This is a genomic window from Colwellia sp. 6_MG-2023 (assembly GCF_030547765.1).
Classification (GTDB): domain Bacteria; phylum Pseudomonadota; class Gammaproteobacteria; order Enterobacterales; family Alteromonadaceae; genus Colwellia.
This window is the reverse complement of the sequence record NZ_JAUOPP010000029.1, coordinates 1-25,456: the sequence shown is the minus strand read 5'-3', so window position 1 is coordinate 25,456 and position 25,456 is coordinate 1. Positions and strand designations below refer to the sequence as shown.

General features: G+C 37.1%; 24 protein-coding genes and 1 pseudogene. 7 read left to right on the top strand and 18 right to left on the bottom strand.

Annotated elements, in window-relative coordinates:
* Positions 1-81: 81 nt before the first annotated feature.
* The 4 genes from Q4503_RS16230 to Q4503_RS16215 are packed head-to-tail and all read right to left on the bottom strand — an operon-like array spanning position 82 to position 4,898.
* The gene (locus Q4503_RS16230) at positions 82-1,752 is read right to left on the bottom strand and encodes an alpha/beta fold hydrolase (RefSeq protein ID WP_303602885.1); all 1,671 of its coding nucleotides are present in this window, start codon (positions 1,750-1,752) and stop codon (positions 82-84) included.
* A gap of 5 nt (positions 1,753-1,757) precedes the next feature.
* Positions 1,758-2,747: a threonine/serine dehydratase gene (locus Q4503_RS16225; RefSeq protein WP_303602884.1), complete on the bottom strand. Its 990-nt coding sequence runs from the start codon at positions 2,745-2,747 to the stop codon at positions 1,758-1,760.
* Entirely contained in the window at positions 2,744-3,724 is a 981-nt protein-coding gene (locus tag Q4503_RS16220; RefSeq protein ID WP_303602883.1) for an ornithine cyclodeaminase family protein, read from the bottom strand. Before Q4503_RS16220 ends, Q4503_RS16225 begins: the two co-directional genes overlap by 4 nt.
* Positions 3,717-4,898 (bottom strand): DUF2817 domain-containing protein, encoded by a 1,182-nt coding sequence (locus Q4503_RS16215; protein ID WP_303602882.1) that lies wholly within the window; start codon positions 4,896-4,898, stop codon positions 3,717-3,719. Before Q4503_RS16215 ends, Q4503_RS16220 begins: the two co-directional genes overlap by 8 nt.
* Positions 4,899-5,065: 167 nt before the next feature.
* Between Q4503_RS16215 and Q4503_RS16210 the strand changes: the two genes are divergently transcribed.
* The 4 genes from Q4503_RS16210 (at position 5,066) to Q4503_RS16195 (ending at position 11,036) form a co-directional block, all read left to right on the top strand.
* Positions 5,066-7,216 (top strand): TonB-dependent receptor, encoded by a 2,151-nt coding sequence (locus Q4503_RS16210; protein ID WP_303602881.1) that lies wholly within the window; start codon positions 5,066-5,068, stop codon positions 7,214-7,216.
* A 191-nt stretch (positions 7,217-7,407) separates the two neighbouring features.
* Positions 7,408-8,037: a hypothetical protein gene (locus Q4503_RS16205; RefSeq protein WP_303602880.1), complete on the top strand. Its 630-nt coding sequence runs from the start codon at positions 7,408-7,410 to the stop codon at positions 8,035-8,037.
* 196 nt (positions 8,038-8,233) lie between these two features.
* Positions 8,234-9,457 (top strand): DUF819 domain-containing protein, encoded by a 1,224-nt coding sequence (locus tag Q4503_RS16200; RefSeq protein WP_303602879.1) that lies wholly within the window; start codon positions 8,234-8,236, stop codon positions 9,455-9,457.
* 298 nt (positions 9,458-9,755) lie between these two features.
* Positions 9,756-11,036 carry a hypothetical protein gene (locus Q4503_RS16195; RefSeq protein ID WP_303602878.1) on the top strand — a complete coding sequence of 427 codons (1,281 nt, stop codon included), beginning with the start codon at positions 9,756-9,758 and terminating at the stop codon, positions 11,034-11,036.
* A gap of 378 nt (positions 11,037-11,414) precedes the next feature.
* Here Q4503_RS16195 and Q4503_RS16190 read toward each other — a convergent pair whose 3' ends face one another.
* From Q4503_RS16190 to ppiC, 4 genes are all read right to left on the bottom strand, one after another.
* Entirely contained in the window at positions 11,415-11,630 is a 216-nt protein-coding gene (locus tag Q4503_RS16190) for a TIGR02450 family Trp-rich protein (protein ID WP_303602904.1), read from the bottom strand.
* Between the two features lie 63 nt (positions 11,631-11,693).
* The gene (gene hemH, locus Q4503_RS16185) at positions 11,694-12,773 is read right to left on the bottom strand and encodes a ferrochelatase (protein ID WP_303602877.1); all 1,080 of its coding nucleotides are present in this window, start codon (positions 12,771-12,773) and stop codon (positions 11,694-11,696) included.
* Positions 12,774-12,916: 143 nt separating this feature from the next.
* Positions 12,917-13,297, bottom strand: coding sequence for a sirohydrochlorin chelatase (locus tag Q4503_RS16180; RefSeq protein WP_303602876.1), 381 nt, complete (start codon positions 13,295-13,297; stop codon positions 12,917-12,919).
* A 326-nt stretch (positions 13,298-13,623) separates the two neighbouring features.
* Positions 13,624-13,902 carry a peptidylprolyl isomerase PpiC gene (gene ppiC, locus Q4503_RS16175; RefSeq protein ID WP_215973406.1) on the bottom strand — a complete coding sequence of 93 codons (279 nt, stop codon included), beginning with the start codon at positions 13,900-13,902 and terminating at the stop codon, positions 13,624-13,626.
* A 382-nt stretch (positions 13,903-14,284) separates the two neighbouring features.
* Between ppiC and Q4503_RS16170 the strand changes: the two genes are divergently transcribed.
* Both Q4503_RS16170 and Q4503_RS16165 read left to right on the top strand, forming a co-directional pair.
* Positions 14,285-14,842: a DJ-1/PfpI family protein gene (locus Q4503_RS16170; RefSeq protein ID WP_215973407.1), complete on the top strand. Its 558-nt coding sequence runs from the start codon at positions 14,285-14,287 to the stop codon at positions 14,840-14,842.
* A 71-nt stretch (positions 14,843-14,913) separates the two neighbouring features.
* Complete coding sequence (locus tag Q4503_RS16165) at positions 14,914-15,312, top strand: ribbon-helix-helix domain-containing protein (RefSeq protein ID WP_303602875.1); 399 nt, start codon at positions 14,914-14,916, stop codon at positions 15,310-15,312.
* A 131-nt stretch (positions 15,313-15,443) separates the two neighbouring features.
* On the opposite strand, the gene rimO is transcribed toward Q4503_RS16165, so the two are convergent.
* From rimO to Q4503_RS16120, 9 genes are all read right to left on the bottom strand, one after another.
* On the bottom strand, positions 15,444-16,910 hold the full coding sequence (gene rimO / locus Q4503_RS16160; protein ID WP_303602874.1) for a 30S ribosomal protein S12 methylthiotransferase RimO: 1,467 nt from the start codon (positions 16,908-16,910) through the stop codon (positions 15,444-15,446).
* A 345-nt stretch (positions 16,911-17,255) separates the two neighbouring features.
* Positions 17,256-17,432: a hypothetical protein gene (locus Q4503_RS16155; protein ID WP_303602873.1), complete on the bottom strand. Its 177-nt coding sequence runs from the start codon at positions 17,430-17,432 to the stop codon at positions 17,256-17,258.
* Between the two features lie 177 nt (positions 17,433-17,609).
* Complete coding sequence (locus tag Q4503_RS16150) at positions 17,610-17,900, bottom strand: transposase (RefSeq protein ID WP_303602872.1); 291 nt, start codon at positions 17,898-17,900, stop codon at positions 17,610-17,612.
* Positions 17,901-18,118: 218 nt separating this feature from the next.
* Positions 18,119-18,796, bottom strand: coding sequence for a site-specific DNA-methyltransferase (locus Q4503_RS16145; RefSeq protein ID WP_303602871.1), 678 nt, complete (start codon positions 18,794-18,796; stop codon positions 18,119-18,121).
* Positions 18,797-18,875: 79 nt separating this feature from the next.
* Entirely contained in the window at positions 18,876-19,055 is a 180-nt protein-coding gene (locus Q4503_RS16140) for a hypothetical protein (RefSeq protein ID WP_303602870.1), read from the bottom strand.
* 194 nt (positions 19,056-19,249) lie between these two features.
* Entirely contained in the window at positions 19,250-20,047 is a 798-nt protein-coding gene (locus Q4503_RS16135) for a hypothetical protein (RefSeq protein WP_303602869.1), read from the bottom strand.
* A gap of 216 nt (positions 20,048-20,263) precedes the next feature.
* Positions 20,264-21,802, bottom strand: a complete 1,539-nt coding sequence (locus tag Q4503_RS16130) for a transposase (protein ID WP_368506802.1) — start codon at positions 21,800-21,802, stop codon at positions 20,264-20,266.
* Positions 21,803-21,959: 157 nt separating this feature from the next.
* Positions 21,960-22,247: a hypothetical protein gene (locus Q4503_RS16125; protein WP_303602867.1), complete on the bottom strand. Its 288-nt coding sequence runs from the start codon at positions 22,245-22,247 to the stop codon at positions 21,960-21,962.
* A 134-nt stretch (positions 22,248-22,381) separates the two neighbouring features.
* The gene (locus tag Q4503_RS16120) at positions 22,382-22,597 is read right to left on the bottom strand and encodes a hypothetical protein (RefSeq protein WP_303602866.1); all 216 of its coding nucleotides are present in this window, start codon (positions 22,595-22,597) and stop codon (positions 22,382-22,384) included.
* Positions 22,598-23,226: 629 nt separating this feature from the next.
* On the opposite strand from Q4503_RS16120, the gene Q4503_RS16115 reads away from it, so the two are divergent.
* Entirely contained in the window at positions 23,227-23,712 is a 486-nt protein-coding gene (locus Q4503_RS16115) for a PEP-CTERM sorting domain-containing protein (protein ID WP_303602865.1), read from the top strand.
* Between the two features lie 401 nt (positions 23,713-24,113).
* Here Q4503_RS16115 and Q4503_RS16110 read toward each other — a convergent pair.
* Positions 24,114-25,376 (bottom strand): annotated as a pseudogene (locus Q4503_RS16110) (cystathionine gamma-synthase family protein); the annotation flags it as partial.
* Positions 25,377-25,456 lie beyond the last annotated feature (80 nt).

Genomic DNA, 25,456 nt, shown 5'->3' with positions numbered 1-25,456 from the left:
GCACCTAACGTTGTCGCTAATTCAAAACGTTGAGCTCTATTGTTAGTAATTTTCAGGTTATCTATACTTTATTAATTACTATTATTGTAAAGCCATTAGTTGGTTTCCTAACCCGATATTAAATAAAAAGACTACCCAACTAGGTAGAGTTTTAAATTTAACAGGGGGTAAGGAGACTTCAGAGGGTAAATTTTTTGGAATACTTCCCGTTTGCAAAAATTCAGAGGTTTGCTGTAATAAATCTGGTTGATAGTAAAAAATTTCATCACTCGTATGAGCTGCATTTGCCACTAAAATCAAATGGCTGTTTGGCATTTGTTGATGGATCTCTTTTGAGTTATCAAGGGGAGTTGCGCCATCAAAACGTCCATTGATTAATATTATAGGAGTAGGACTACTGAACTTATCTCGAAAGCTGTTAGGAAGTTTTATGTCGCCCCAATATTGACAATAAAGATCGGGATACGCACCTTGTAGTCCACCATAAGACAAAGAATCAACATAGAAGTTAGGAATACTTGCTACATCTTGCTTTATTTCCTCTAACCGTTCGTTGCTGCCGGAAGAAGCACAATCAACTAAGTTAACCGCCGCGTTAAATACACTATTATTTCGAAATTTCACATAATTTTTTTCGATGTCTTTGGCAATACCATCATAAACTTTATGATAAAGCGCTAACGCTATGGGTGGAATGGCCGCTGCACCTCCGCCGCGACTTTCTTTGGTGTCACCTCGTTTGAGCAACATTCCATTGGCAGAAAGTAAAATTCTAGCGGTATCAGCATTAAAAGGAATTTCTAGTGTATTCCCTTCGGGTGATTTAATCTTATAAGAGCGAGGGTTGTCTTGTAACTCTTTGAAAATACTGTTTAGGGTGTAAGCCATATCGCCTTCCGGCAATATATCCGTCAGTGCTTCGTCTTGGTTCATCATATCAATTAGTTTTAAGCTAGCAGCTTGAACTTGGGCTGGACGGTCATAACTATGAGCTAAACCTTCAATGCCAACTAAAGCCGCTGCTTTCACTCGATGAGAATATTTTTTTAGGTATGCGAATGCGGTTTGCGTACCAAAACTACCACCGTAAATCGATATTTTAGGGTAACCTAGATCACTGCGGATTGCCTCAATATCCTCCGTGATTTCTACTAAGTTGTAACCTTTTAAATCAGCACCTGTACTAATTAACCAATCTTTACATTGAAGCAACAAATTTTTCATAATTAGTTGACGTTCAGCAAAGGGCTTCATTAATTCAACGGGTTCGGGAGATGTTGGACAAGCTAAATGTGGTTGAGACAACCCCATTCCTCTGCCGTCAATTAGCACTAAATCAGAAAAATTCAAAAATTGCGCATAAGCTCGTTTACTGATATCAAAATCAATATCGATAGTTGAGGTTTGCGAAAAATCCAATTGGCTTAAGAAATCTAACGGTAGTTTCTCACCTAACTGAGCATCATTATCTGGACCACCATGAAAACGAAATACGGCTTGTTTCACAGATGGTTTTTGACTCTGAATTTGTAAAAATGCAACTTTAATAGAACGACTATCAGGGTTATTACGGTTTTCTGGCGCAACCAGATACCCTAATTTACCTTGATATTGATTGGCACCAATAGTGATATTAGCGTTACGGTAAACTAATTCAGCCCAACTGCTCGTTGACGTAAAAAAGCATAATATAAAAAAAGCACGAAGCATAACCAAGGCATTACTTAATGGACGCCTGTTGCTGATTCTCATAATGTTTACTCCCTATTTTGTATGCATTGCTGAAACAGCTCAGGATCCACATTACCACCACTTAGTACTACCCCTATGCATTCAGAGCTGTCTGTTACGTCTATTTTTCCACTAAGTAAGGCTGCTAATGCAACTGCTCCACCAGGCTCAACAACTAATTTAAGATGTTTCCAAGCAAAATGGACCGCTTCTTGTACTTGTTCATCAGTTACTGCTAACGCGCCTGCCAAATATTGTTGGTTAATAGGGAAAGTTAAGCTACCTGGCGTTGGTGCTAATAGTGCGTCACAAATTGATCGACTTTCTTGGGAATTAGATTGGTATTCTTTAGATGCCAGTGAACGTTGGGTATCATTAAAATCCTGTGGTTCTACGGCCCAAACTTCACTATTGGGTAAAATTTGACTAATAGCCATTGCACTACCAGCACATAAACCACCACCACCACAAGGGATCAAAACCTTTTTAGGTATAGCATTTAACGCTTGAGCTTGTTGAGCCAACTCTAAACCTACTGTACCTTGTCCGGCAATGACATCTGGATCATCATAAGAGGGAACAAGAGTTGCTCCTTTTTCTTCGGTCAATGCTCGGCCAATTTCCTCACGGCTTTCTGTGTAACGATCATAAAAATGGATATTAGCCCCATAGGATAAAGTATTTTGCACTTTAATTTGAGGCGCATCTTTAGGCATAACAATAGTCGCATTTACATTTAATAATTGGGCAGCTGCGGCAATACCTTGAGCATGATTACCTGATGACCAAGCGACAACGCCTCGTTTTTTTTCATCGACATTTAGCTGACTTAAACGATTATAGGCGCCACGAAACTTAAATGAACCTGCATGTTGAAGAATTTCTGGTTTAATGAGTACTCGGCAACCTACTACTTTATTTAGCTTGGCATTTTCAAGTAATGGTGTATGTACTGCGGCACCTTCTAAACGTTGTGCTGCAGCGGTAATATTCTCAAATTTGATGGCAATGGTCATATTGTTAACTCACTTTTAAGGTCTAAAACTAATTGTGCGCAAGCTAAATCTTGTAAGCTCACGCCTGTACTGTCAAAAAGGGTAATGCTGTTTTGGTCAAGACGACCTGGATGTTCACCAACGATCACCGCACCCAAACTGTTTATTTCGTCACGTTTAAGTTTATTACTTGCAAATGCATGCTGACATTCACCTATGCTTATCGCTTGTTCTAGTTCATCACAGAATATTTGAGCATGGATTAAAGTGTTGATATCAACCTCTTGTTTACCCTTTGTATCAGTGCCCATACAAGCAATGTGGGTCCCAGGTTGTATCCATTGGTGCTGAACAATTGCTTCCCAACTTGAACAAATAGTAATCAGCACATCAGCTTGCTCACAGGCTGTTTGGAAGTTTACGATTTCAATATCTAAATTGAGGTCACTGAGTTTATTGCCCAATTGAATCGCTTTTTCTTGATTACGATTGGCAATTAATAAGCGATTGAACGAACGTTGTTTACATGCAGCTCGTAATTGATGCTCTGCTTGACCGCCTGCACCAATAATACTTAACGTTTTTACATCTTCTCTAGCTAAATATTTGATCGAAACAGCACTGGCAGCCGCTGTACGCAGTGCTGTTAAATAGTTGCCGGCAACGAGCGCTTGAAGCTGCCCGCTGTCAGGGTTAAAGAGAATAACAGTAGATTGATGATTTGCTAGTTGGTTCTGTTGGTTATTAGGCCAATATCCGCCAGACTTTAAACCTAATATTGGACCACCGTTAGGGCCTTGATAAAATCCTGACTTGAAGCCATATATTGCATCGGCATAAAGTAACTGTTCTCGTATAGTTGGAAAGTTTCTAGCACTGCCTGTGTACATATTCGCAAATACATTTTCTACCGCATTAGCTGCACGTTCAATAGTCAATATATTACTGACGCCGAGCTCGTCAATGATTCGAATATTATCATATGAATCTTTACTCATTATTAGTCTCCACATCGCTAGTTTCGTTGGCCCAAATGGCAGCGCCATTTAAGGTTGCGTTAAAGATACGCTGGGCGTGTTGTAGTTGTAACTCACGCCAAGATTGGTCACTAGGTGCCCACAGTTCACGACTTTGCAAATACAGTGATTGGTTATACTCCGAAGAAAGATCTCGATTGTGAGCAAAGTATCTTGAAAGTAACATTGCTCGCATATTTTCCAGTTTTTGTAAAAGCGGCTCTAAAGGTTGATCAGTAAATTCGACGACACCTCCAGCAACTTCTTGGCATGCTTGTGTTGCATCTTGAACGCCCCACATAACCAAGCCATGTCGTTCAGGTCGCCCTCCTTCACGGCCTAAGCCTTTGTTCCACTTTTCAGCTACGGCTTCAGTACGAATATTATGATCCCCCCACCAACTAGCACAGCGTTTAAAAAGAGGGTCATCTGTTTTATTAAAACATAAATAAACCATGTCGTCGGTGCCACTACGCACTAGTGAATGCCAATCTAAATAAGCAATTTTCTGTGTTCTAGGGTTTAACGATGATAGAATTTCGGCCAATATAACGCTTGACCATTCGCGCTCTTTACCCCCATATCCAAGTCCCTCTGGTATACTGTACTGGCCTGCCCCAAGTGCATTTTCAACGGCTAAACCACCATGTTTCTCAAGTAATTTTGCCAGGCTTTGTAAGGCCTTATTAAAATGTTGCTCGTTAAACTTATCAATTGGAGGCAAGAGGCTATTTAATTCCTGACATAAAGCAGATGTTTTCGGTATGTCATCAAAGTTAATCCAATTACGGTTTAAATCGACATTATTTTCATTGTAGCGACTCATATAAGCAAACCCATAAGGGTTTAGAGCATGAATAAATAACACTGCTACATCTTCTGGTAGATTATCAATGCTGCCATCTGTTAGTGTTTGTAATTGTGCCGCTGATCCGCAGAAGCCTTCTGGACCATGTGTACCACTAATACATAGTAAAATCACTTTAGCATCAGCGCGACCAACCCATGCAGTGTCAATGCAAAGCTCACTGCCGTCAGGAGCTAGTATTTTCGGAAGAGTAAAACTTTTCAAATTTGCTTTTAGTAATGAAGCTGCTTCAACAAATCGAAGTCTTGCTTCTTGATAATTTTCACTAAAAAACTTAGCTGTGCTCATATTGAACTTATTCCTTATTTAAGCTTTTTCTTACTATAGCTAATTATGTATGAACTATGCAATGAATTTATTTGCTTGAACAAATAAATTTTTTAGTTAATATAGTGTTTAGAAAATATACGACCAACAACAACGAATCGACTAATAAAATAAGGAAAATAGGTTAAATGATGAAAATAAAAAATAAATCCACAAGCAGATCTGTATGTTTAATAGCTGCGACAACAATTAGCAGTCTAATAAGCCTTCCGTTGCAAGCTCAAGAAGATGAACTAGAGAAAATTATAGTGACCGCTGAAAAACTTGGTAAGACACTTCAAGAAACCCAAGCCAGCGTTGTCGTTTTACGAGGTGATATATTAGAGAAACAGTCTGTATTAGACTTAGAAGAAGCATTACTTCGAGTAGGTAATGTAGATTTAAATACTAAAGGAGATTTGTCGATTCGCGGTATTGGCAAGCAAGGCCCTACGGGCGGTATTCCTACTAATCGCACCGTACTCGGGTATTACATTGATGGTGTGGCATTAAGTGAACAAGCTCAACGTTTTGCGCTATCTAATTGGGACGTTGGACAAGTTGAAGTTTTACGTGGCCCAGTTACAACGGTACAAGGACGTAACTCATTAGCAGGTGCTGTATTGCTAAACACTAATGACCCAGAATACTATTGGGGTGGAAAAGCACGTTTAAGTTACGGACAGAATAATAGCCTGCAAACATCAGTAGCAGTCACAGGACCACTACTTGATGATAAATTAGCGGTTCGTTTTTCAGTAGATCATAGTAGCAGCGATGGAGAAATAATTAATTCTACTCTGCAAGATAAAAAATATGGTCAATCAGATGCAACAACAATACGCGGTAAGTTATTATTTGAACCAGAAGATTTTAATAATCTAAGTGCAACTTTAGCATTTAGCAAGATCACCGCCGATAAAACTGACGGCCAAGTAGAGGTTATTGGACCTGATTTTGAATCTCGTATTGCTATAGCAGCTTCCCCTACGATAGCTAAAGCAGATGGGATTAGTATGATATCTTTAAATATGGATTATGAATTAAGCGACTCTTTAGATCTTAAATCAGTAACTGCTTATCAGAATTCAGATGTTACCAACATTGGTCCATTTCAAGAATCAGACAGTCAAAATGAACAAAGGGTTATTTTTGGTAGCTTCAATGATCAACTTTTAACACAAGAGTTTTTACTCACTTATCGAGGTGATAATTGGTCAACATTAACAGGTTTATATTATTCTCACGTTGAAAACGAGCAAGATAGAGGCGGGGTTTTTGAAGCTGGGATTTTAAATACGCAGTTATTGGGGCTTGATGCGAGTTCGAGCGCTCCATTAAAAGAAGAAATAATCAACTACGCAACATTCATTGATATCAGCTATCAACCCACAGAACAGTTAGAACTACAAGCAGGTTTACGCGTTGATTATGAAGAAAATAATTTCTTCCGTTCTACAACTGGAGTTAGAGTAGAAGATATAGACTTAAGTATTATCCCACCACTGCCGGAATCAAATTCTAGCGCAAGTGGGAGTGAGCTACTACCTAAGCTAGGAGCAGTATATAGCGTCAATAAAGACTTATCATTAGGTTTGATTTATAGTCGAGGTTACCGTCCAGGCGGTTCAGGGGTAAATATAATTGAGGTTTTACGAACAGGCTCACCAGAGTTTTTTAATTATGACGCAGAATATACTGATAACTATGAGTTTAGTTTTCGTTCACAATGGTTCAATCGTACTGTTACAGCAAATGTCAATGCTTACTATATAGATTGGCAAGAGCAACAAGTCAGTGTATACGGCTCATTTGGTTCAAGTTTAGATGATACAACTATTACTAATGCAGGTTCTTCGAGTGTACAAGGTTTTGAACTAGAGCTAAGTACTCAATTAGACGCTTTCGACCTGTACTCTAGCATTGGTTATTCTAAAACTAAATTTGATAAGTTTATTAGTAATGAAAGTGACTATAGTGGTAATGAATTCGCAAGAAGCCCTAACTTAACGGCTTCTGCCGGTGGTGCATACAGTTTTAACAACGGCATATATTTTTCAGCTAATCTAAGCTATACAGGGAAATCGTGGGAAGATAATGAAAATACACTAGAATTGCCTGGTTACACCTTGGTTAATTTAAATATGTCATACGAGATGAATAATTATCGTGCATTTATCTTTGTTAAAAACTTATTCGATAAGGTAGCCCTTACTCGTCTTACTTATGAAGGTGACCTACAATTTGGTCGACTACGAGAATCTCGCCAGGTAGGCGCCGGAATTGAAATGACATTTTAATATGAACTCTATCGAAAAAACATGAGCTAAATGTCTATTAAAAGGAGAATGTGTTAGTGGCCTTGTGAAGATAAGCATAATCCATGCTTTCCTTCATGAGGCTTTTTATTTATTGACCGCTTTGAAATTAAAACCTATTTCTCCAATAGGAAGTCTAAGGTACAATGCTTCTCAAAAAAGGAACCGTGAATATGAGTATGTCCTCCCCTTCTGTAGTTAAACGTGCAGTACAAGTTCGGAGTCAAGAAACCAGAAAACGCTTCATTAAAGCTGTATTAGAACTTGCTAAAAAAAATCCAATGCATATGGTAACGTCTAAAAAAATATGTCTTGAAGTAGGCACTGCATGGGGATCTGCACAACATTTATTTGGCAGTAAAGAATTTTTGTTTGTAGAGTCAATTAGGTACGCATCTGTACAGTTTTTATCTCTTTGCGAAAAAGAACTACTGAGAGATGATTATAATCATAATGATTTGCAAAATTTGATTTTTTTTCTTTGGCAATCAGCAAATACCAGTAGTGCAATTCTTAATCATGAAATCGCTATAGCATGTTTACACGACGAGGCAGCAACATTAGAAAGCCGTGAAATAATTACTAATTTAACCTCTGCTACAGCCGAGCTTGTCATATCTACAGCAAGAACACTTTATCCTGATGCACCTCAGCAATCTTTAATGGATGTATTACTTTTGGTAGAAACCTTTTTTACTGGATTACATTTTCGACGTAATTTTACTCGCTCAAGAATAACCGAAAAGAAGCTTAAAATTATGACCAGCTTATGGCGCTTAGCATTAATGGAGATAACTGACTAGGTTCTATCCTCATAGTTAATCGATAGCTTGAATAATTAAACTTGAACAGTATTCTAAAATATGGCTTATTTAAATAGCTATATTTAAATAATTTGTTTGAACAAATAAATTATTTAAATATAATAGATACATTCAACTAGGGTTACTTTAACATGTAAAATAAAATTTTAGCTGCAACAGTAATATTGAGGTGTTTATGGATACAGGGATTACAGGTACTGAAATAGCGTTTATAACGACACCATTTCAAATTATTCCCTTATTGTTACTTATAGTATGTGGTTTAAGCTGGTTAAGTGAACAGCCTATATTTCGACCTTTATTTCGAACGTTACCTTTAGTTATTTGGTTGGTACTCGTACCCGCCGCACTAACAGGTTTTAATGTGTTCCCAAGACAGTTATCGATCTATGAGCAACTAGCTCATTTGTGTTTACCATTATCCCTATTTTATCTTATTGCTAGTTGCCGATTACGAGGTTTAAGCGATATAGGTCGCAAAGCGGGACTCGCCCTTATCATTGGAGTTTTAGGTATTGTGATAGGTGGCCTTGTCGTTGGACTTGTATTTATCCCCGATGGTGATGAGAGTTTATGGCAAGGATTTGCAATTATAGCTGCAGGGTGGATAGGAGGAACGGCTAATGGTGTTGCTGTGCAACAGGGATTACAAGCACCAGCTGATACCATTGCTCCATTATTATTGATGCAAACCCTTGTGGGATTTTTATGGCTTTTATTGATTTTATCCCTAGGCAATTATCAAAATAAAATTAATCATTGGTTAGGCGTGAATGAAAGTGAAATACCAAAAAATAAAACATCAAAAAATGACGATAACCAAAATGAAACATCATCAAATGGATTATCTTTATCTCAATTCAGTGGCTTAGTTGCTTTAGGTATTAGCGTATTAATATTAGCTGTGGGGATTTCTAGCATACTGCCTGAATTGGGAAACCCTATTATAATTTCAAACGCAACCTGGATAATTTTGTTAATTGCTGCATTTGGTGTAATAGCATCAGCAAGTAAAAGAATTGTAATAGCAGAAAACGAGGCATCAAATCTAGGCTATTTACTCTTATACATTATGCTAGCAAGTTTAGGAACACAATTAGATTTTTCGGTATTGTCTAGTGTTTGGGTATTTGTAAAATCAGGCCTACTTTGGTTATTAGTACATGCAATAGTTGTTATTATCTTAGGTCGATTATTTAAACTTCCTATAGCCTATTTGGCTATCGGCAGCATTGCTAATGTAGGTGGTATTGTAACTAGCCCCTTAGTGGCAAGTTATTATAATAGAAATTTAGTACCAATAGCATTATTAATGGCTGTTGTAACTCAAATTATTGGAGTCTATATTCCATTTGCACTTGCAGCTGTATTTTCTCAATTAGCCAATATTGCAGGTTGATAAGAAAGTACAATTTTATCCAGTTTCGTATTGGATTAGGTTATTGATGATGGAATTGAAAGTATTGTATTTACTACAGCCTCCATAATAGCTTTTATATATTAAAAACGTTCTATTGATCTGGAAGATTATTATGTCAAGTTTTATCTATTTTGCGTTATCATTTATATTTTTTATGCTAGTAATCGGGTTAAGATTGCTAATATCTAGCCCTAATATTTTATCTAATAGAAAGCGTTTTTGGGCCGTTCGTATATCTGGCTGGATTTTATATTGCCTCGTAGGATATACCGTGCTCATGGCTATTTTTATTAACTGGGCAACATTTCCTCCCGTACTACCAAAACCAACGGGTCCATATACTGTCGCGGTAAGTGAATGGCAAATTAAGACTAATAGAGATGAGGTATATACCTTACAAGCTAATGATAAACGTCAATTGCATATCAAAATTTGGTATCCCACAGATAACTGGCAAACACTAGATAAAGGCAATTATAAACCTAAACCTCAATTAGCTAACTATACTTCTACCAATATGGCCGAGGTTCATGCCAAAAGGATTAGTCAATTTGGACCTATAGGTTTTTTAAAACAACCGTTAACGAAATCTTTGGAAGAGGCAAAATTACATGCTTATGCTGGTACTTCGGTGTCAAAGCATAAAGAAAAGTATCCCGTTCTGCTGTTTTCTCATGGTCATCGTGCGCATATTGATTATTCAAATACCACATTACAAGACTTGGCTAGCCATGGTTACATTGTTATTGGCGTTAATCATTCTTACGAAATGCCGCATTCAGTGCTGCCAGATGGTACAGAATTAATACGAACTGACGTAACCTTAAGTAGTGCTCAATCTAGTTCGCTTGAAGACACATTACAGTTTGAAAAAATACTTACTCATAATTATCAGGTAATTCATCAAATTGTTGATAATGGAAGCTTTGATACCGAGCAAGAAAAATTCGCAGAAGCTTTTCAAAATATTATTGACACTCCACAAGGGTTCAGTAGAGACCTCCCTATTAGAGTGGATGATTTGTTTTCAGTTATTGAGTTTTTACAAATGCCAGAGCAGAAAGAATCTTCTTTAGTTCAAGCAATGAATTTTGATAAATTGGCAGCGTTAGGTATGTCATTTGGTGGACCTACAGCAACTGAATTTTGTCGTTTATACCAACATTGTATGGCAATGGCAAACATAGACGGGACAACTTGGGGGACAAAATGGCAGCAAGTGCAAGATGTACCTATGTTATGGATCGCGAGTACTAAAAGTGAAATTAACCGTTTAGATAGACCTTATCTTATGCAGCGCTGGCATGCTCCACATAGCCAAGTTTTAATCCCTGGTGTTCGCCATCAAGGGTTTACAGATATTGCTTTTTTATCTCCTTTTTTAGATTTGAATGTGCTGGAATTCCCTCATAATATAAAGCCTAGAGGATATGCTCAAAAAGTTCATCATGTAACTAACTTAGCCTTGGTGAAATGGTTTGATTTGCATTTAAAATCTAAAATATCAGATTTACAATATTTAGAAAATGTATTACCTGGAGTTAGAGTCAGCTTCTAAATAGGCGTAGCTTAATAACTCGTATTATGATGCAGCATAGTTAATAACTCTTTTTTGTGGTGTACCACTTATGGTAAATATTATATTAACTTTATTGAACCTACTCAGTTTATAAGTAACCCAGTTCGAGATAATAAATTGAACTAAATGCCTGTTCCGTGAGCGTACCTTTCAATCAGAAACAATTTAATCACACAAGGAACAGGTATCAATAAGTTGGTTAATTTATGCTGCTATACCGATGCTTTTTAAAATTTTATTCCTCAATAGCAAAACTACTACTTGATGATGGTTTGAGAAAACAACAACGCTAGAGTCGAATTATAAGAAATCAAACCATAATCATATCTATTTTATCCTGAAATGATGTTAAACAAACTACTGCCAACCCATAAGCCACTTATCACGCAATTTTAGCTCACGCCAGTCAATACTATATTCATTCTTGGTCATTACGGCTTCTATCACGCATTCAATCACGTTTTGCTGTTCATCAAACTTAACTATTGTGATAACAAAATGCTTTTCTTTTTTTGTCACCTCAACCTTAGTCCACTTACTGTGTATCAGTGCTTTGGGATTAATCTTATTTATGTGCTCTGTGTTCATATACTTGTGCCCATACGTTTGGTGTTATTACAATTTAGCTGGTTAAAATTAGTCCTTTGCACCTAACGTTGTCGCTAATTCAAAACGCTGAGCTGTGTCACTATTAACAGACCAACCTTGTAAATGTTGCTCTACTAGTTTCGCCATCATATCAATATGCGTTGATTCTGCATTTAGTGCAGGAATATACTCGTACCTTTCACCGCCTGCGTCCATAAAGTAGTCACGATTTTCGATACCGATTTCTTCAATGGTTTCTAAACAGTCTGCTGAAAAACCTGGGCAAACTAATTGCACTGATTTAACGCCTTGTTGCGCTAACTCTATCAATGTTTTGTCTGTGTAGGGTTGCAACCATTCTTCACGGCCAAAGCGTGATTGAAAACTAACTAGGTACTCATCTTCATTCAAGCCTAAGTTTTCTGCGAGTAATCGAGACGTTTTATAACACTCACAATGATACGGGTCACCATTAAGCAGATAACGTTTTGGAATACCGTGGTAAGTGAAAATCAACTTGTCTGCTCGGCCATTACTTTCCCAATGTTGACGAATTTTGTCTGCTACAGCTTCAATATACTCAGGAAAATCATGATAATGGTTAATAAAGCGTAATTCTGGTATTAAACGTTTTTTAGCTAAACTTGCTGCTACGGCATCAAAAGTAGATGCTGTGGTAGAAGCACAATATTGCGGATAAAGCGGTAACACTAATAATTTACGTACGCCTTGATTTAGCATGTTATCAATCACTGAATCGATGGAAGGTGAGCCATAACGCATGGCAAATTCAACAACTATATTCTCGCCATATTTTTGCTTTAGTACTTTATTCAACCCATCACTTTGATCTTGAGTATGAAATAATAACGGTGAGCCACGCTCTGTCCAAACAGTACTATACGCTTTAGCAGAACGTTTTGGACGAATATTTAAAATAACCAAGTTAAGGATCATCCACCACAGCAAACGCGGAGTCTCAACAACACGTGGATCTGACAAGAATTCTCGTAAATATCTTTTTAACTCAGTTTTTTTAGGCGCGTCAGGTGTGCCTAAATTAGTAATCAGTATTCCAATCTTATCTTGTTGTTTATGGGTGAAGCTGGAATTTCCTTGATATTTCATTTGTTTACTCAGTATGATTTGAAAATAATAAATTAACGATAATGAGACTTTAACATTACTTGCATGACTCATTAACGCTAGATAAAAATAAGTATTAGTTAAAGTAACATATGCATAGATAACGTATGTATATGTTATTTTAATTAAGCCATGTTAGTTACAGTAGTATTTGCAGAGGCAATTAACAAATCCATAATAAGTGGTGAAGCCCCTATATGCGGCGCAACATTTATTTCAATATCTGGGTATAACGCCCTTGTTTCATTAATCATACTTGGAATATCTTCAATAACATGACGCCCAGAATTTAAAAAATAAGGCAGTACAATAATTGATGTTGCGCCATCATCAACACATACCTTTATACCATCAGGTATTAAAGGTGCTGACAATTCTAAAAAAGCGGCATGAATAATAGTGTATTGCGCTGAACATTGGCTTTTTAATTTTTCAGCTAATATAGCAACTTCTTCATTAGATTGTTTTCTTCGGCTGCCATGAGCCACGAGTAATAATGCTTTCATAAAACGTCCTAATAAACCTGAATTCGTCTTTAAACTTATCTTTGAATTAGTTTTAATAATGTATTACTACTTATACGATTGATACGCTATTTTAGTTCAATGCCGAGTCCATTAATTTAACGCTTATTTAAAAAAATCGACCATCGCTTTTACTAACCGCAACAAGCATTACCCGCAAATACATAACCTAATAAACCATTAGCCACAAAAAAACCCGATTTATAGTCGGGTTTTTAGGTTTACCTGCTTCGTATTCAATGTTTTTATATAAAACACCCGTGAAGCAGAATACTGATATACCAATCGCTAGGTTAGGCTAATTTCAGCTAAGTTCGGTAAAGCGTTTTAATAATATGATATCCAAATCTTGTTTTTACTGGCCCATGAACTTTCAGTATTGGTCTTTTAAAGACAACTTCATCAAAGCCTTTAACCATTTGTCCTCTTTTAAACTCACCTAAATCGCCTCCTTTTTTACCAGAGGTACATATCGAGTGTTTCTTTGCTAACTTGGCAAAAGGTTCTCCTTTAGCAAGAAGCTTTATAATCTCTCTTGCAAGTTTTTCCGATTTTACCAATATATGAACTGCACTTGCTGATGACATATTACTCTCTTTAAAGACTTTGATTTTGTCATATTATACGTTACTGTAAGGCTCAACATAAAGAGCTAAGCCTATTAAAAAAAATTAATCTTCTATTTTATCCCTAATTCAAACGTAAAAAACTCTTTCCGTTTAAACCATTTTCATGGTCTTTGGCATGAACTACTTATATTCACGTAAATATTTCAATTTTTCCTGACTTTTTAAAATGGTAAATTCTATTGATAGCCCGTTCATTAATAAAAAATACAAATGTAGTATTCCTATATTACCTGTGTTTTAGTTATGATGATTTAATGAATGTTGCAAAATGCATTCATTAGAGGAACCTTAACTCATTTAACGAATGTTATTCTATTATAACTATATTAAGGATTTACAAATGGCTAAAGTACTTATGATCACGGGAGATTTTGTTGAAGACTATGAGAACATGGTCCCCTTTCAAGCTTTATTAGCAATGGGGCATGAAGTAGATGCCGTATGCCCTGATAAAAAATCTGGAGATATGATTGCTACTTCAATACATGATTTTGAAGGTGACCAAACTTACACAGAAAAACGTGGTCATAACTTTGAGCTTAATGCCTCTTTTGCCGATATTACTGTCGAAGATTACGATGCGTTATACCTACCAGGTGGCAGAGCCCCTGAGTATCTACGCTTAAATGCAAAAGTTCTGGAAATAATTCAGTATTTTTTCACTAGCGATAAACCGGTCGCATCAATTTGTCATGGTCCTCAGTTACTCACTGCTGCTGGTGTGCTTACAGGCAAAAAAGTATCTGCTTACCCAGCTTGTCAACCAGAAATTAAAATGGCTGGTGCAGAATATATAGAGTTACCGATGGATGGAGCAATTACTGACGGTAAGCTGGTAACAGCTCCTGCATGGCCTGCTCATCCAGCTATGTTAAAGCAATTTGTTGCCTTGCTTTAACATAACTATATATGCCCACGCCACATGAAGCTTTAAGTGGCGTGGGCATAATTAATATTTAGAGAGTCACCATGTGTCAACTTTTCATTAATGCCGATAATCAATTATGGGCCTATAAAACTAAATCACTTCGTATAGACGGAGTTGTTACATCAATTCGTTTAGAGACCTTTTTTTGGGAAATATTAGAAGAGTTATCGTTTCGTGATCAAATGACGGTAAATCAAATGATTACTAAGTTGTATCATGAGTCTCTTGATGCTGATTATGACATTAGCAACTTTACTTCTTTCTTAAGAGTTTGTGCTTCGCGCTACTTATCATTAATAGCCGATGGCGATCTCACTAGAAAAAGTGATACTTCCTTAAGTGATGTAAATACTCAAGATATATTAGGCCAAGAGTCTATTCGCAGACGTGAACGCAAAGTGCGCTTCAACCATGCTATTAACAAACATTCAATAAATTAGTAAACACTCGTTTTTATATAATGTCACTTCTAACATTAATTACATACTTTAAAGAAATTCTTGGTTCAAAGTATGTAATTATAGCGATATCGTTACAAGGTCAAATTAATCGAAGGCGCTAACCTAAGGCATTAACCTTCTTCATCTTCTACGCGAACGCCCCAAGCATCATGCTCATCAGCATGGATAATTTGCACCCAAATTTGATCACCTGGCTTAGCATCGTAATCATCAGACAAATAAACCTTACCATCAACCTCTGGTGCATCCATGTATGAACGGCCAACAATACCAAGATCATTAATTTCATCAACTAAGATTAAATACTCTTGACCAATACGTGCTTGTAATTTTTCAGCACTTATTCGCGCTTGCACAGCCATAAAACGCTGTAAGCGATCTTCCATTATTTCATCTGATACATGATCAGGTAATGCATTAGCGGTTGCGCCTTCAACTGGTGAGTATTTAAAACAACCTACACGATCTAATTGTGCTTCTTCTAAAAAGTTAAGTAGCTCTTCAAATTCTTCTTCAGTTTCACCCGGGAAACCAACAATAAAAGTAGAACGAATCACTAACTCAGGACAAATCTCGCGCCACTTAGCAATACGCTCTAATACGCGGTCTGAGCTACCAGGACGTTTCATTAGCTTAAGAATGCGCTTGTTGGCATGTTGGAACGGAATATCTAAATAAGGCAGAATTTTACCTTCAGCCATTAACGGAATAATTTTATCAACATGTGGATAAGGATAAACATAATGTAGACGGATCCAAACACCCTGCTTTGCTAGCTCTTCACACAACTGCTGCATGTGTGTTTTAACTGGCATACCTTCCCAGAAATCTGTTTTGTGTTTAACATCAACACCGTAAGCAGAAGTATCTTGTGAAATAACTAATAATTCCTTAACACCAGAGTCAACCAAGCGTTTTGCTTCACCTAACACATCACCTACTGGACGAGAGTCTAAATCACCTCGCATTGATGGAATAATACAGAACGTACAACGGTGATTACACCCTTCTGATATTTTTAAATAAGCGTAATGTTTCGGCGTTAATTTAACACCCTGTGGCGGAACTAAATCGATAAACGGATTATGCACCGGTTTCGCAACATGTTTATGTACTTGTGTTAATACTTCATCGTAGGCATGCGGCCCCGTAACACCAAGCACATTAGGATGAAGTTCTATGATTTCGTCTTTTTTAACACCTAAACAACCGGTAACTAACACTTTACCATTAGCCGCTAGCGCTTCACCGATAGTATCTAAAGACTCTTGAACTGCTGAATCAATAAAACCACAAGTATTCACAATCACTAATTCAGCATCGTCATAACTATTAGTTACATCGTAACCTTCAGTACGCAATTGAGTAAGAATACGCTCACTATCAACTAAGTTTTTAGGACAACCGAGACTTACGAAGCCTACCTTTGCAGCGACTCCCGAAACAAGTGCTGTTTCATTATTTGAAGCGACAGTCGCTTTACTTTGCTCTTCAATCATTTTAGATGGAATATCTAACGTGGTTGTTTGGCTTTTATTTGAGTTACTTGTGCTTGGGTCGAATTGTTCTACGGTCATGTGCTCTCTCAACTTGAACTGTATAGCGTTGTCGATGCATTAACTTATCGTTTAATAAGGTATTACAGCGTCATAAATGGTGGTTTAACTGTCTTTAGTGCAAATTCTGGCTTTACTTGGAATAAGCGATTAGGCAGTTTTTTAATGCGTGGGATTATACAGGAATGTGAGCTGAGGATGAATAAATGTTTTTTGAGTTGTATTTGGCTAGCTCTAGATAGTAAATTTGGTGTTAGTGACACTTGCTAAGCGAAAAAAAACGGTTGGGTAAAATCGCGAAGCAGGAGCAAAAAAAACTGTATTTTGTCCTTTGAAATGACTTGTATGCAGTTTATACCACTAACCTCATGTCGACATTTTTAATAAAAACAAACCTAACCCGCCAAATAAAGTTAAAAATACCACCAACATTATAATTAACGTTTTAGATTCACCTAATGATTTCATTAACCCCATTTCAGTCGGTAACACTTGCTCAAACAGACTTGGATCTTTAATTTTATTTTTTTGATTTCTATCCATAATACATATCCCATATAGAACTAATACTACTAACACCTGAATAATGTATGACTAGTTTGGCAATTTTATTACGTCTTTTGCAACTAAAAATGACAAACTAAAGTTAATCACTGTTCATTCTCTTGTATAGATAATAACACCAAACTAAAACACAAAAAACAACACAGGCATTTCAACTCATGCTTTATAAGCGAGTGTCCCCGTTAAATCCCACGCATTAGCAATGCGGCGACTAGTGATAAAACCACGAGAATAACCAAAGAGAATTATTTTTAACATCACAGACGGTGAATAGGCAGCTGCGCCGCCATTGTCGTTTTGATACCACTGTTCGAAGCCCGATAAATCAAGGTGATTATCAACAATATGTTCAAGCGCATATTCAAACGTTCCGGGGACTATTTGTTGTGAGAAATTGATGGGGATGAACTTACTTTGACAGGATAAATCAGGTTTATAATTGGCCATGATATTTTGCTATCGGTGAATAATATCTATTAGATCACAGCGAGGAACTTACTTCAAGATTAAAAAACAAACAATTGAAGAAATATAAAAAAAGACGTAAATACGCCTTTTTTGGAGAAATTCTACAGCCTCAACGCTTTGCTAAGCGGCTAAAAATAGCTGGCTATAATAGCGAGGAACGAGCACAGCCAGCTGTTTGTGTCCGTTTAAGCAACTTGTTAGGCACATTCGTTGATTGATTCTTGAATTCTCTTTGCGAAATGTTCATGAGCTGAATCAGATACGTCACAACCTAAATATTTTCTAGATAAATTATCAGCTGCAACCAAGCAGGAACCTGACCCAAAGAAAGAGTCCACAACTACTTCACCTTCACTTGAACTTTGTCTTATTAGAACTTCGATAAGATCGACCGGTTTTTCAGTCGGATAACCACGCCAAACTCTTTTATATTCAAGTACATCTGGAATACTTAAATCATTGATTTTTCTTTTTCCTTTCTCGAAAAAAAGAATGAACTCATAACGAGCTCGATAATGATAGCCCATTCCGATGGCGCACTTATCCCAAACAATTGGTTTCCAAAACTTAAATCCAACTTTTTCTGCTAAAGGCTTAGCTGCAAACATTGTTTCTTGATCACAAAACAAATAAAAGTGTGAACCTTTTTTTAATACACGATAAATTTCTGTAAAGAGATCTTCAAATCTAGTATTAGGAAATATATCAAACCATTGATTGCTTGAAGCTTTACTATTCTTTAAGCGCGTTGTGGTACCAATTTTTCGATGTTTTTCTAATGACTCATAAGGGGGATCGGTTATGAATAAATCAACACTCGAATCATCTAAAGTTTTTAACCATTCAACAGCATCCATTTTAAAAGTTTTAGACATTTTATTAATTTAAACCTTAAGAAAAAGTGTAATTTAACATAGAAAGGTAGGTACAACATAACTCCTACCTTAAAGTTAGCTAATTACATTTAGGATCACTTGCTTCGCAGTGTAAACTCCTGCACTCTCGGCAATATGATTGCACGCGAATAGTTCCATCCATATTTCTTAGCCCAAATAACTCTTCAACTTGTTGTTCGGTACTTGCGGTTTTATTACACCCTCTACAAGGGCAACTTGCTTGCGCTAACGATGACATATCATTCTCCTTTTGATTAATGACCATATTATATATATGGTTTTTGGTAACCGTTTCAAGTGCACAATAGTGGAAGTTATAACTTTATGTGCCAACGCCGTCGTCAACTCCCGGAGGCTGCTGGCGGCTTTTGTGCGTTTTTTGCACAAAAAGTGACAGTGGCCAGAGGTCAGATTGCACGACCTTGTTATAAGTCATTTTAAACCTTTCTTGATAGCTTCAATTTCAGCACCGGCTACATTTACCCATGAAGCCATTGGTATCTCTGATTTTGAATATATAAATTTAACATACTTTAATACAAGCTCTGGGGCTAGAAAGGAATTGGTTTTGAAAAGTTTAACTGCGTAAGAAACCCTATCCAAATCTTGATCTTCAAGACTCAATTTGGACTGCATATGCATTACTATATTTCTTTCATCAATCAGATCATTTACATTTGATCGTAATGTACTGTGAGCTTTTAATGGCTGAACATTAAATACTTGAGGGACTAGCTGAAATAGCTTTGCCCTCAAAGGTATTGCCAAGTCTGAAGCTACCTTTGACGTTAAAACTTTACGATCTGACTTTCCCGGCCGTTGTAAAATTAACTCGCTCGGTTGCCCATCCTTTAAGCCATAGACTTCAATAGATTTATTTACCCAGGACTCGATGGCGCTTATTGAGAAAGCAACTGCCGCCATTGAATTCTGGCACGCTGCAAAGAAATTCTTATGATTGTCATCGGAGCTTTCAACTTCTAACATTGAGTCAAATGCTGACTTATTTACCTTTACCATTTTCTTTATAACTTCCGATCTTGCAGCAGCCTCAAATGCGGAAAAGAACATTAATGCCTCAAACTCTGGAGGCGGGATGCGCATCTTTAGCCCGTTAAAATCTCCTTGCTTTGAAGTAAAAGTGATTTTACTGCCAGCAGCAATACTAAAACCAAATGCTTCAGTATCATCTTTTACGGAAATATTGTGATCTTCTAGAAAATGTTCCATATCTCTCAAGACTTATAACGAGCTTGTAGAATAACTCGTTTTTATATTATTTATTAATCAAAATACTCTAACCGGATTGTTAAAAGTAAACAATCAAAAACGTTTACGTTTTTGACGATTTTATTTTTACTTCGTTAACTTAACGAAATAGTGGATTAACATCTGATAATTCAGTGTTATAACGATTTGTATGATGTGGAGTTGGGCTTTTAACCCTTAATGCAGGTTGTTTCTTAACTTTTCAATATTATGAACAAGGCAATACATTTGCCATTGGGTGTTTACCTTTTCCTTCCCGCGTAAGGTCAATCTATTCATGCCTTTGTTGACGGTAATATTGCCAAACACTGGCTCGATAGCACCTAATCGCTTACTGTATTGTCGTCGACCGATTGGGCTGTCTATTTTAACCTTCATTTTGTCAATATAGCTTAGCTGTTTACACGATTCATCATTTTTAAACTGAACTTGCCGTCCTGTTTTTATTGGCGGTTTTCTCATACATTGTTGTTGCAGTGTGCAACTTTTGCAATCTTTTAAGTAACCACAGAATCGCGTGTATTGTTGATTGTGACTTTTTACATTTATACCGCTTCGCCACATGTCGTTACCTGCTGGGCATCGACATGTTTGCGTTACTTCATCATAATGAAAATCGTCTGAGGTAAATAGCCGTGGCTTGCCTTTACTGCGTTTTAGTCGGCGCTTTTCTTGCGCTGTTTCGTATGTTTCACTTTCTTTAAATAGCGGATTTCTTTTTCTAAATTGATTGTCTGCAATATAAGTATCAAAGCCACTTTGAGCCATAAATTCAAGATTCACTTCACTATTGAACCCACTGTCTGCTGTAAACTTTATTGTCTGCGCGTTTGTCTGTTTTTGGGTATTGAGTTTCTTAAGTTGTTGTTTTAATTGTGCAACGGCTGGCTGTAAGGTTTGTTGCTCTCCTACTGAGCCCCACGCTTGTGCTTGCAGTATAATTTGGTGTTTATCGTCATTAATCGCGATACCATTGTAGCCTTGAATGGTGCCTTTTGAGGTAGTCATTTTCGCACTGTCTGGGTCGGTGATATTACTTTTAACCGGTTTGCCTTTGCTGCCTGTTTTTTCTTGATGTGTGGCTAAAAATTCAGTGATTTTCTCTGCACTTTTATCCAGTTTTTCTTTTTGTTTTAAGTCTTGTGTTATTAACGCTTCATTTAGGCCATCTTGAGATTGATGGCGTTCGATAATACGTTTACTCGCGCGCTCTAGCTTTGCTTTTTTACGACCTAACTCGTCGAATGTGCCGCTCCATTCTTTACTCGCATTTGATTTTAGCTTACAGCCATCAATGGCAAACATATTGCGACCAATTAAACCTTCTTTGTCACATATCATTAAAACTTGCGTAAAGAGAGGCGCTATTTGGTCTTTCATTCGAGCAACGAACGAAGCTATTGAGGTGTAATGCGGTTGCACATCTCCCGATAAACTCATAAAGGTAATGTTAGTTTCACACGCATTAGCAATGCGGCGACTACTGATAAAACCACGCGAACACCCAAAGAGAATGATTTTTAACATCACAGACGGTGAATAGGCGGCTGCGCCGCCATTGTCATTTTGATACCACTGTTCGAAGCCCGATAAATCAAGGTGATTGTCCACAATATGGGAAAGTGCGTATTCAAATGTACCGGGGATAATTTGCTGTGAGAAATCAATCGGAATGAATTTACTTTGGCAAGATAAGTCAGGTTTGTAGTTAGCCATCATATTTATCTTTGAGCGAATAATAACTATTAGATCACAGACGAACGTCACGTATAAGTACGTTTTTCATACAAATGAGTTTAATTGAAAAAGAGCATAAAATGCTCTTTTGGGAGAAATTCTACAGCCTCAACGCCCAAAGCAGCCGCGCTGCTTTTCAGCGTCGGCTGGCTTTGTTTGTTAAATAGCGCTGCCTGATTTCTGATAATGCTATAGAAGCTACAGCACTTGCTAATACCGCGATGATAATACCCAACAACTTACCCATTCCTCCGTCGATGCTGCCAAATGATCTTTCCTGTCCCTCGACAGTAAATCCGTAAGGAACGAAGAAAATCAGATAACCCATCGTGGCTAGAAGCATAAAATATGGGTTGGAAATTCTAACTATCATCCATGAATATCCTAAAGCCATAATAAACCCAACAATAAAAAGGATCGTCATACTGGATGTTGCACCTAATGTTGATTGCTATTTAACGCCCGCCTAACACGCAATGTGTTGGCGTGGCTTTTTGCGTTGTTTGCCAAAACCATGACAACTAAACATTGTCGGAGTTCAGGCGCTTGTTATATGAACTATTTACTATGGAAGATAGACCAAAAGGACTCTCTAGCTTTATGTAAATTAGTTAACGATTTTCCTTTGGATAAACACAACCAAAAACCAACAACTGTAATTATGCATGGAACAAATACCCCTGTTAATTTTGCTTCAGCATCATTTCTGCTTACACCGTTTAAAATAACACGAGCATTGGGATCTAACATGGTTTGTATTGCAGAATATCCCATGATTAAACCTACACAAATAAATACAAAACCAATTATTCGGAGAACGTTTTTATAATTGCTCGACGATAAATACATGCCAGCCTCTAGGTTCATATAACAGTATATTATCCATAATTCACGATAATAATCATACAGGACAGTCACTCAAATTTGAACAACACTGGCATTTCAACTAATGCTTTATAAGCGAGTGTCCTCATTAAATTCGTTATTGCCTTGTTTTATGCGAAATCCATTAATATCAAAAAATATGGCTTATCGTCAACAAAAGCAATAGCTTGAGTTCGAGATAATACCAGCGGATAACATATTAAACAAAAATGATTACAAATCAGTCACTAGGAGATGGGTTTGTGTCGGTTTATTTTACATTACGACACTCTGAGTGTTGGGTGATATTTTTATTCGATTGAAATTGTTGGGCATTATATTATTGGCTTTATTTTTGCTTAGTTTGATGGTGAGTAATGTTGCTAAAGCCTACACAGCCCATGTTAATATAAGTATACTAATCGGAGAACCAAATGAAAAATAAAGTCTTTCAGTCCATAGTTTTAAGCACTCTTTTAACATTAAGTGTTAGCAGTCAAGCCGGAATGATCAAAACATTTGTGTTTGATGACTTAAGTATGTGGTCATCGACATCGGCGATATCACTAAACGATTCGTTGTCAATCGAGTTTGAAAACACAACCGACTTCAACGATGTTCAGTCCTCAAATATTTTGGGTTTTCAATATAACTTAATTGCAGGCATTACTGAATGGTATGACGTAGCCGACTTCACATACATTGGTAACGGAGGGGATTTTAGTGATGTATTTGCACTCAGTGGTAGTAATGTTGTGATTAACTATACAAACTCACATGTAGGATGGATCCGGGCGCTGAAAAACAATTTATACGCACAGTTAGCACCAGGCCAGAATTCACATATACAGACCCAATATTACGATACAGAACAGAGTTACCCTCCGTACGCCCAAGCCCTTGATTTAGAGACCAATGTTTCTTACTCCTCAGGTACTGCCCAAGTTCCAGAACCTTCGACACTTGCTATTTTTGCATTAGGAATGATTGGTTTAGCATCACGTCGATTTAAGAGACAATCTTAATTTAGTTTCTTTATCAACATCGATTATCGATGAAGGTATGCCTGAATCCCCCCTTGTAACCGAATGTTGTCGATAATCATCAAGAAGCATCTTCCAATTAGGTTGATGCTTTTTTTGCTCATAAAGCAGCGATAATCGACGAGTGTGATTCTGTAACGTGCGTTTTAAACGGTTCAAATTACACGGGACAGTCACTCAAATTTGAACAACACTGGCATTTCAACTAATGCTTTATAAGCGAGTGTCCCCGTTAAATTAGTAGGATTTTTAGTGCTGATTTTGTCACGTATGGTGGTTAGATTAAAAGGTCTGTATATTCAAGAATGAAAACACTATTCATTTATCACTGACCCCTTTTTTTATGTTAATAACTACGTGAATTAACACCGGATATCAAGCTGTTACAACTCGTTCATTGCCTGTGCTAAATCGGCAATAATATCAGCAGGCTCTTCAATTCCTATTGAAATCCTAATTAACCCATCGGTAACACCAATTAATTCACGACGTGCCTTTGGTACACCTGAATGAGTCATCGCAGCAGGATGCTGTGCTAAGCTTTCAGTTCCTCCTAAACTAACCGCAAGTTTAACTAATTTTAGTTTATTCAATACGTTAAATGCAGATTTTTCACCACCTTTAATTTCAAAAGAAAAAGTTGAGCCCGCGCCTGTACATTGTTTTTTATAGATTTGATATTGTGGATCACCTTCGGTTAATAATCCTGGGTAATCAATTCGTGTTACTTGTTTATGCGTATTTAAATAATCAACCACTTGTTTTGCACCAATGGCTGATGCTTGCATACGAATTTTTAATGTTTCTAAAGAACGTAATATCAACCAAGCTGTATGTGAATCCATGGTTGTGCCGATGCAATTTCTGATTTTTCTGATTTTGGCGATCAAATCTTTATTACCTGAACAACTACCACCAATAAGATCGGAATGACCGCCAACATACTTGGTTAACGAATAGAGACATAAATCAGCACCATGATTTAACGGTTGTTGCCATAATGGTCCTAGCATAGTGTTATCTACTGCCAATATCGGTCTAACGAGTTGTTTTTCAGATATTTCATCAATAAGATGACGACACTTAATTAAATCAACAAGGTTATTTGTTGGATTATCAGGGGTTTCAAGCATAACTACAGAAATGTTTCCCATTTCACTGGCGGTCTTTAATGCTTCTTCCAGCCCTTTAGTGCCTTCACTCGATATAAAACCGACCGCTTTAATATTCATTTGCGTTAACATACCGTTAATCAAGGTATCTGTGCCACCATAAATAGGTTCAGAATAAACAATGACATCGCCAGGTTTAGAAAGCGCTAACAGCGTTGTTGAGATAGCTGACATACCACTACCGGTTACTATACAGTCTTGTGCATTATCCCAGATGGCAATACGATTTTCTGCAATTTCAACGGTTGGATTATTGAATCGTGAATAGACTAAGCCGGCTTTTTCGCCTTCCTCAAGTTGGATACGCCCAGAAGACACATCAAATAGATGCTTACCTTGCTCTGCTGATTCAAAGACAAACGTTGATGTTTGAAAATTAGGACATTTAATTGCACCTTCCGATAGCTTTGGATCATATCCATAGCCCATCATTAACGATTCAGGTTGCAGTTTATGCTCACCTATTGCGGTTTTTTTGTAATTAACCTCAGCTCGGGATAAGAATTAATTAAATTGAACTAAGTGCCCGTTCCACGATCCGATCTTTCGACCAA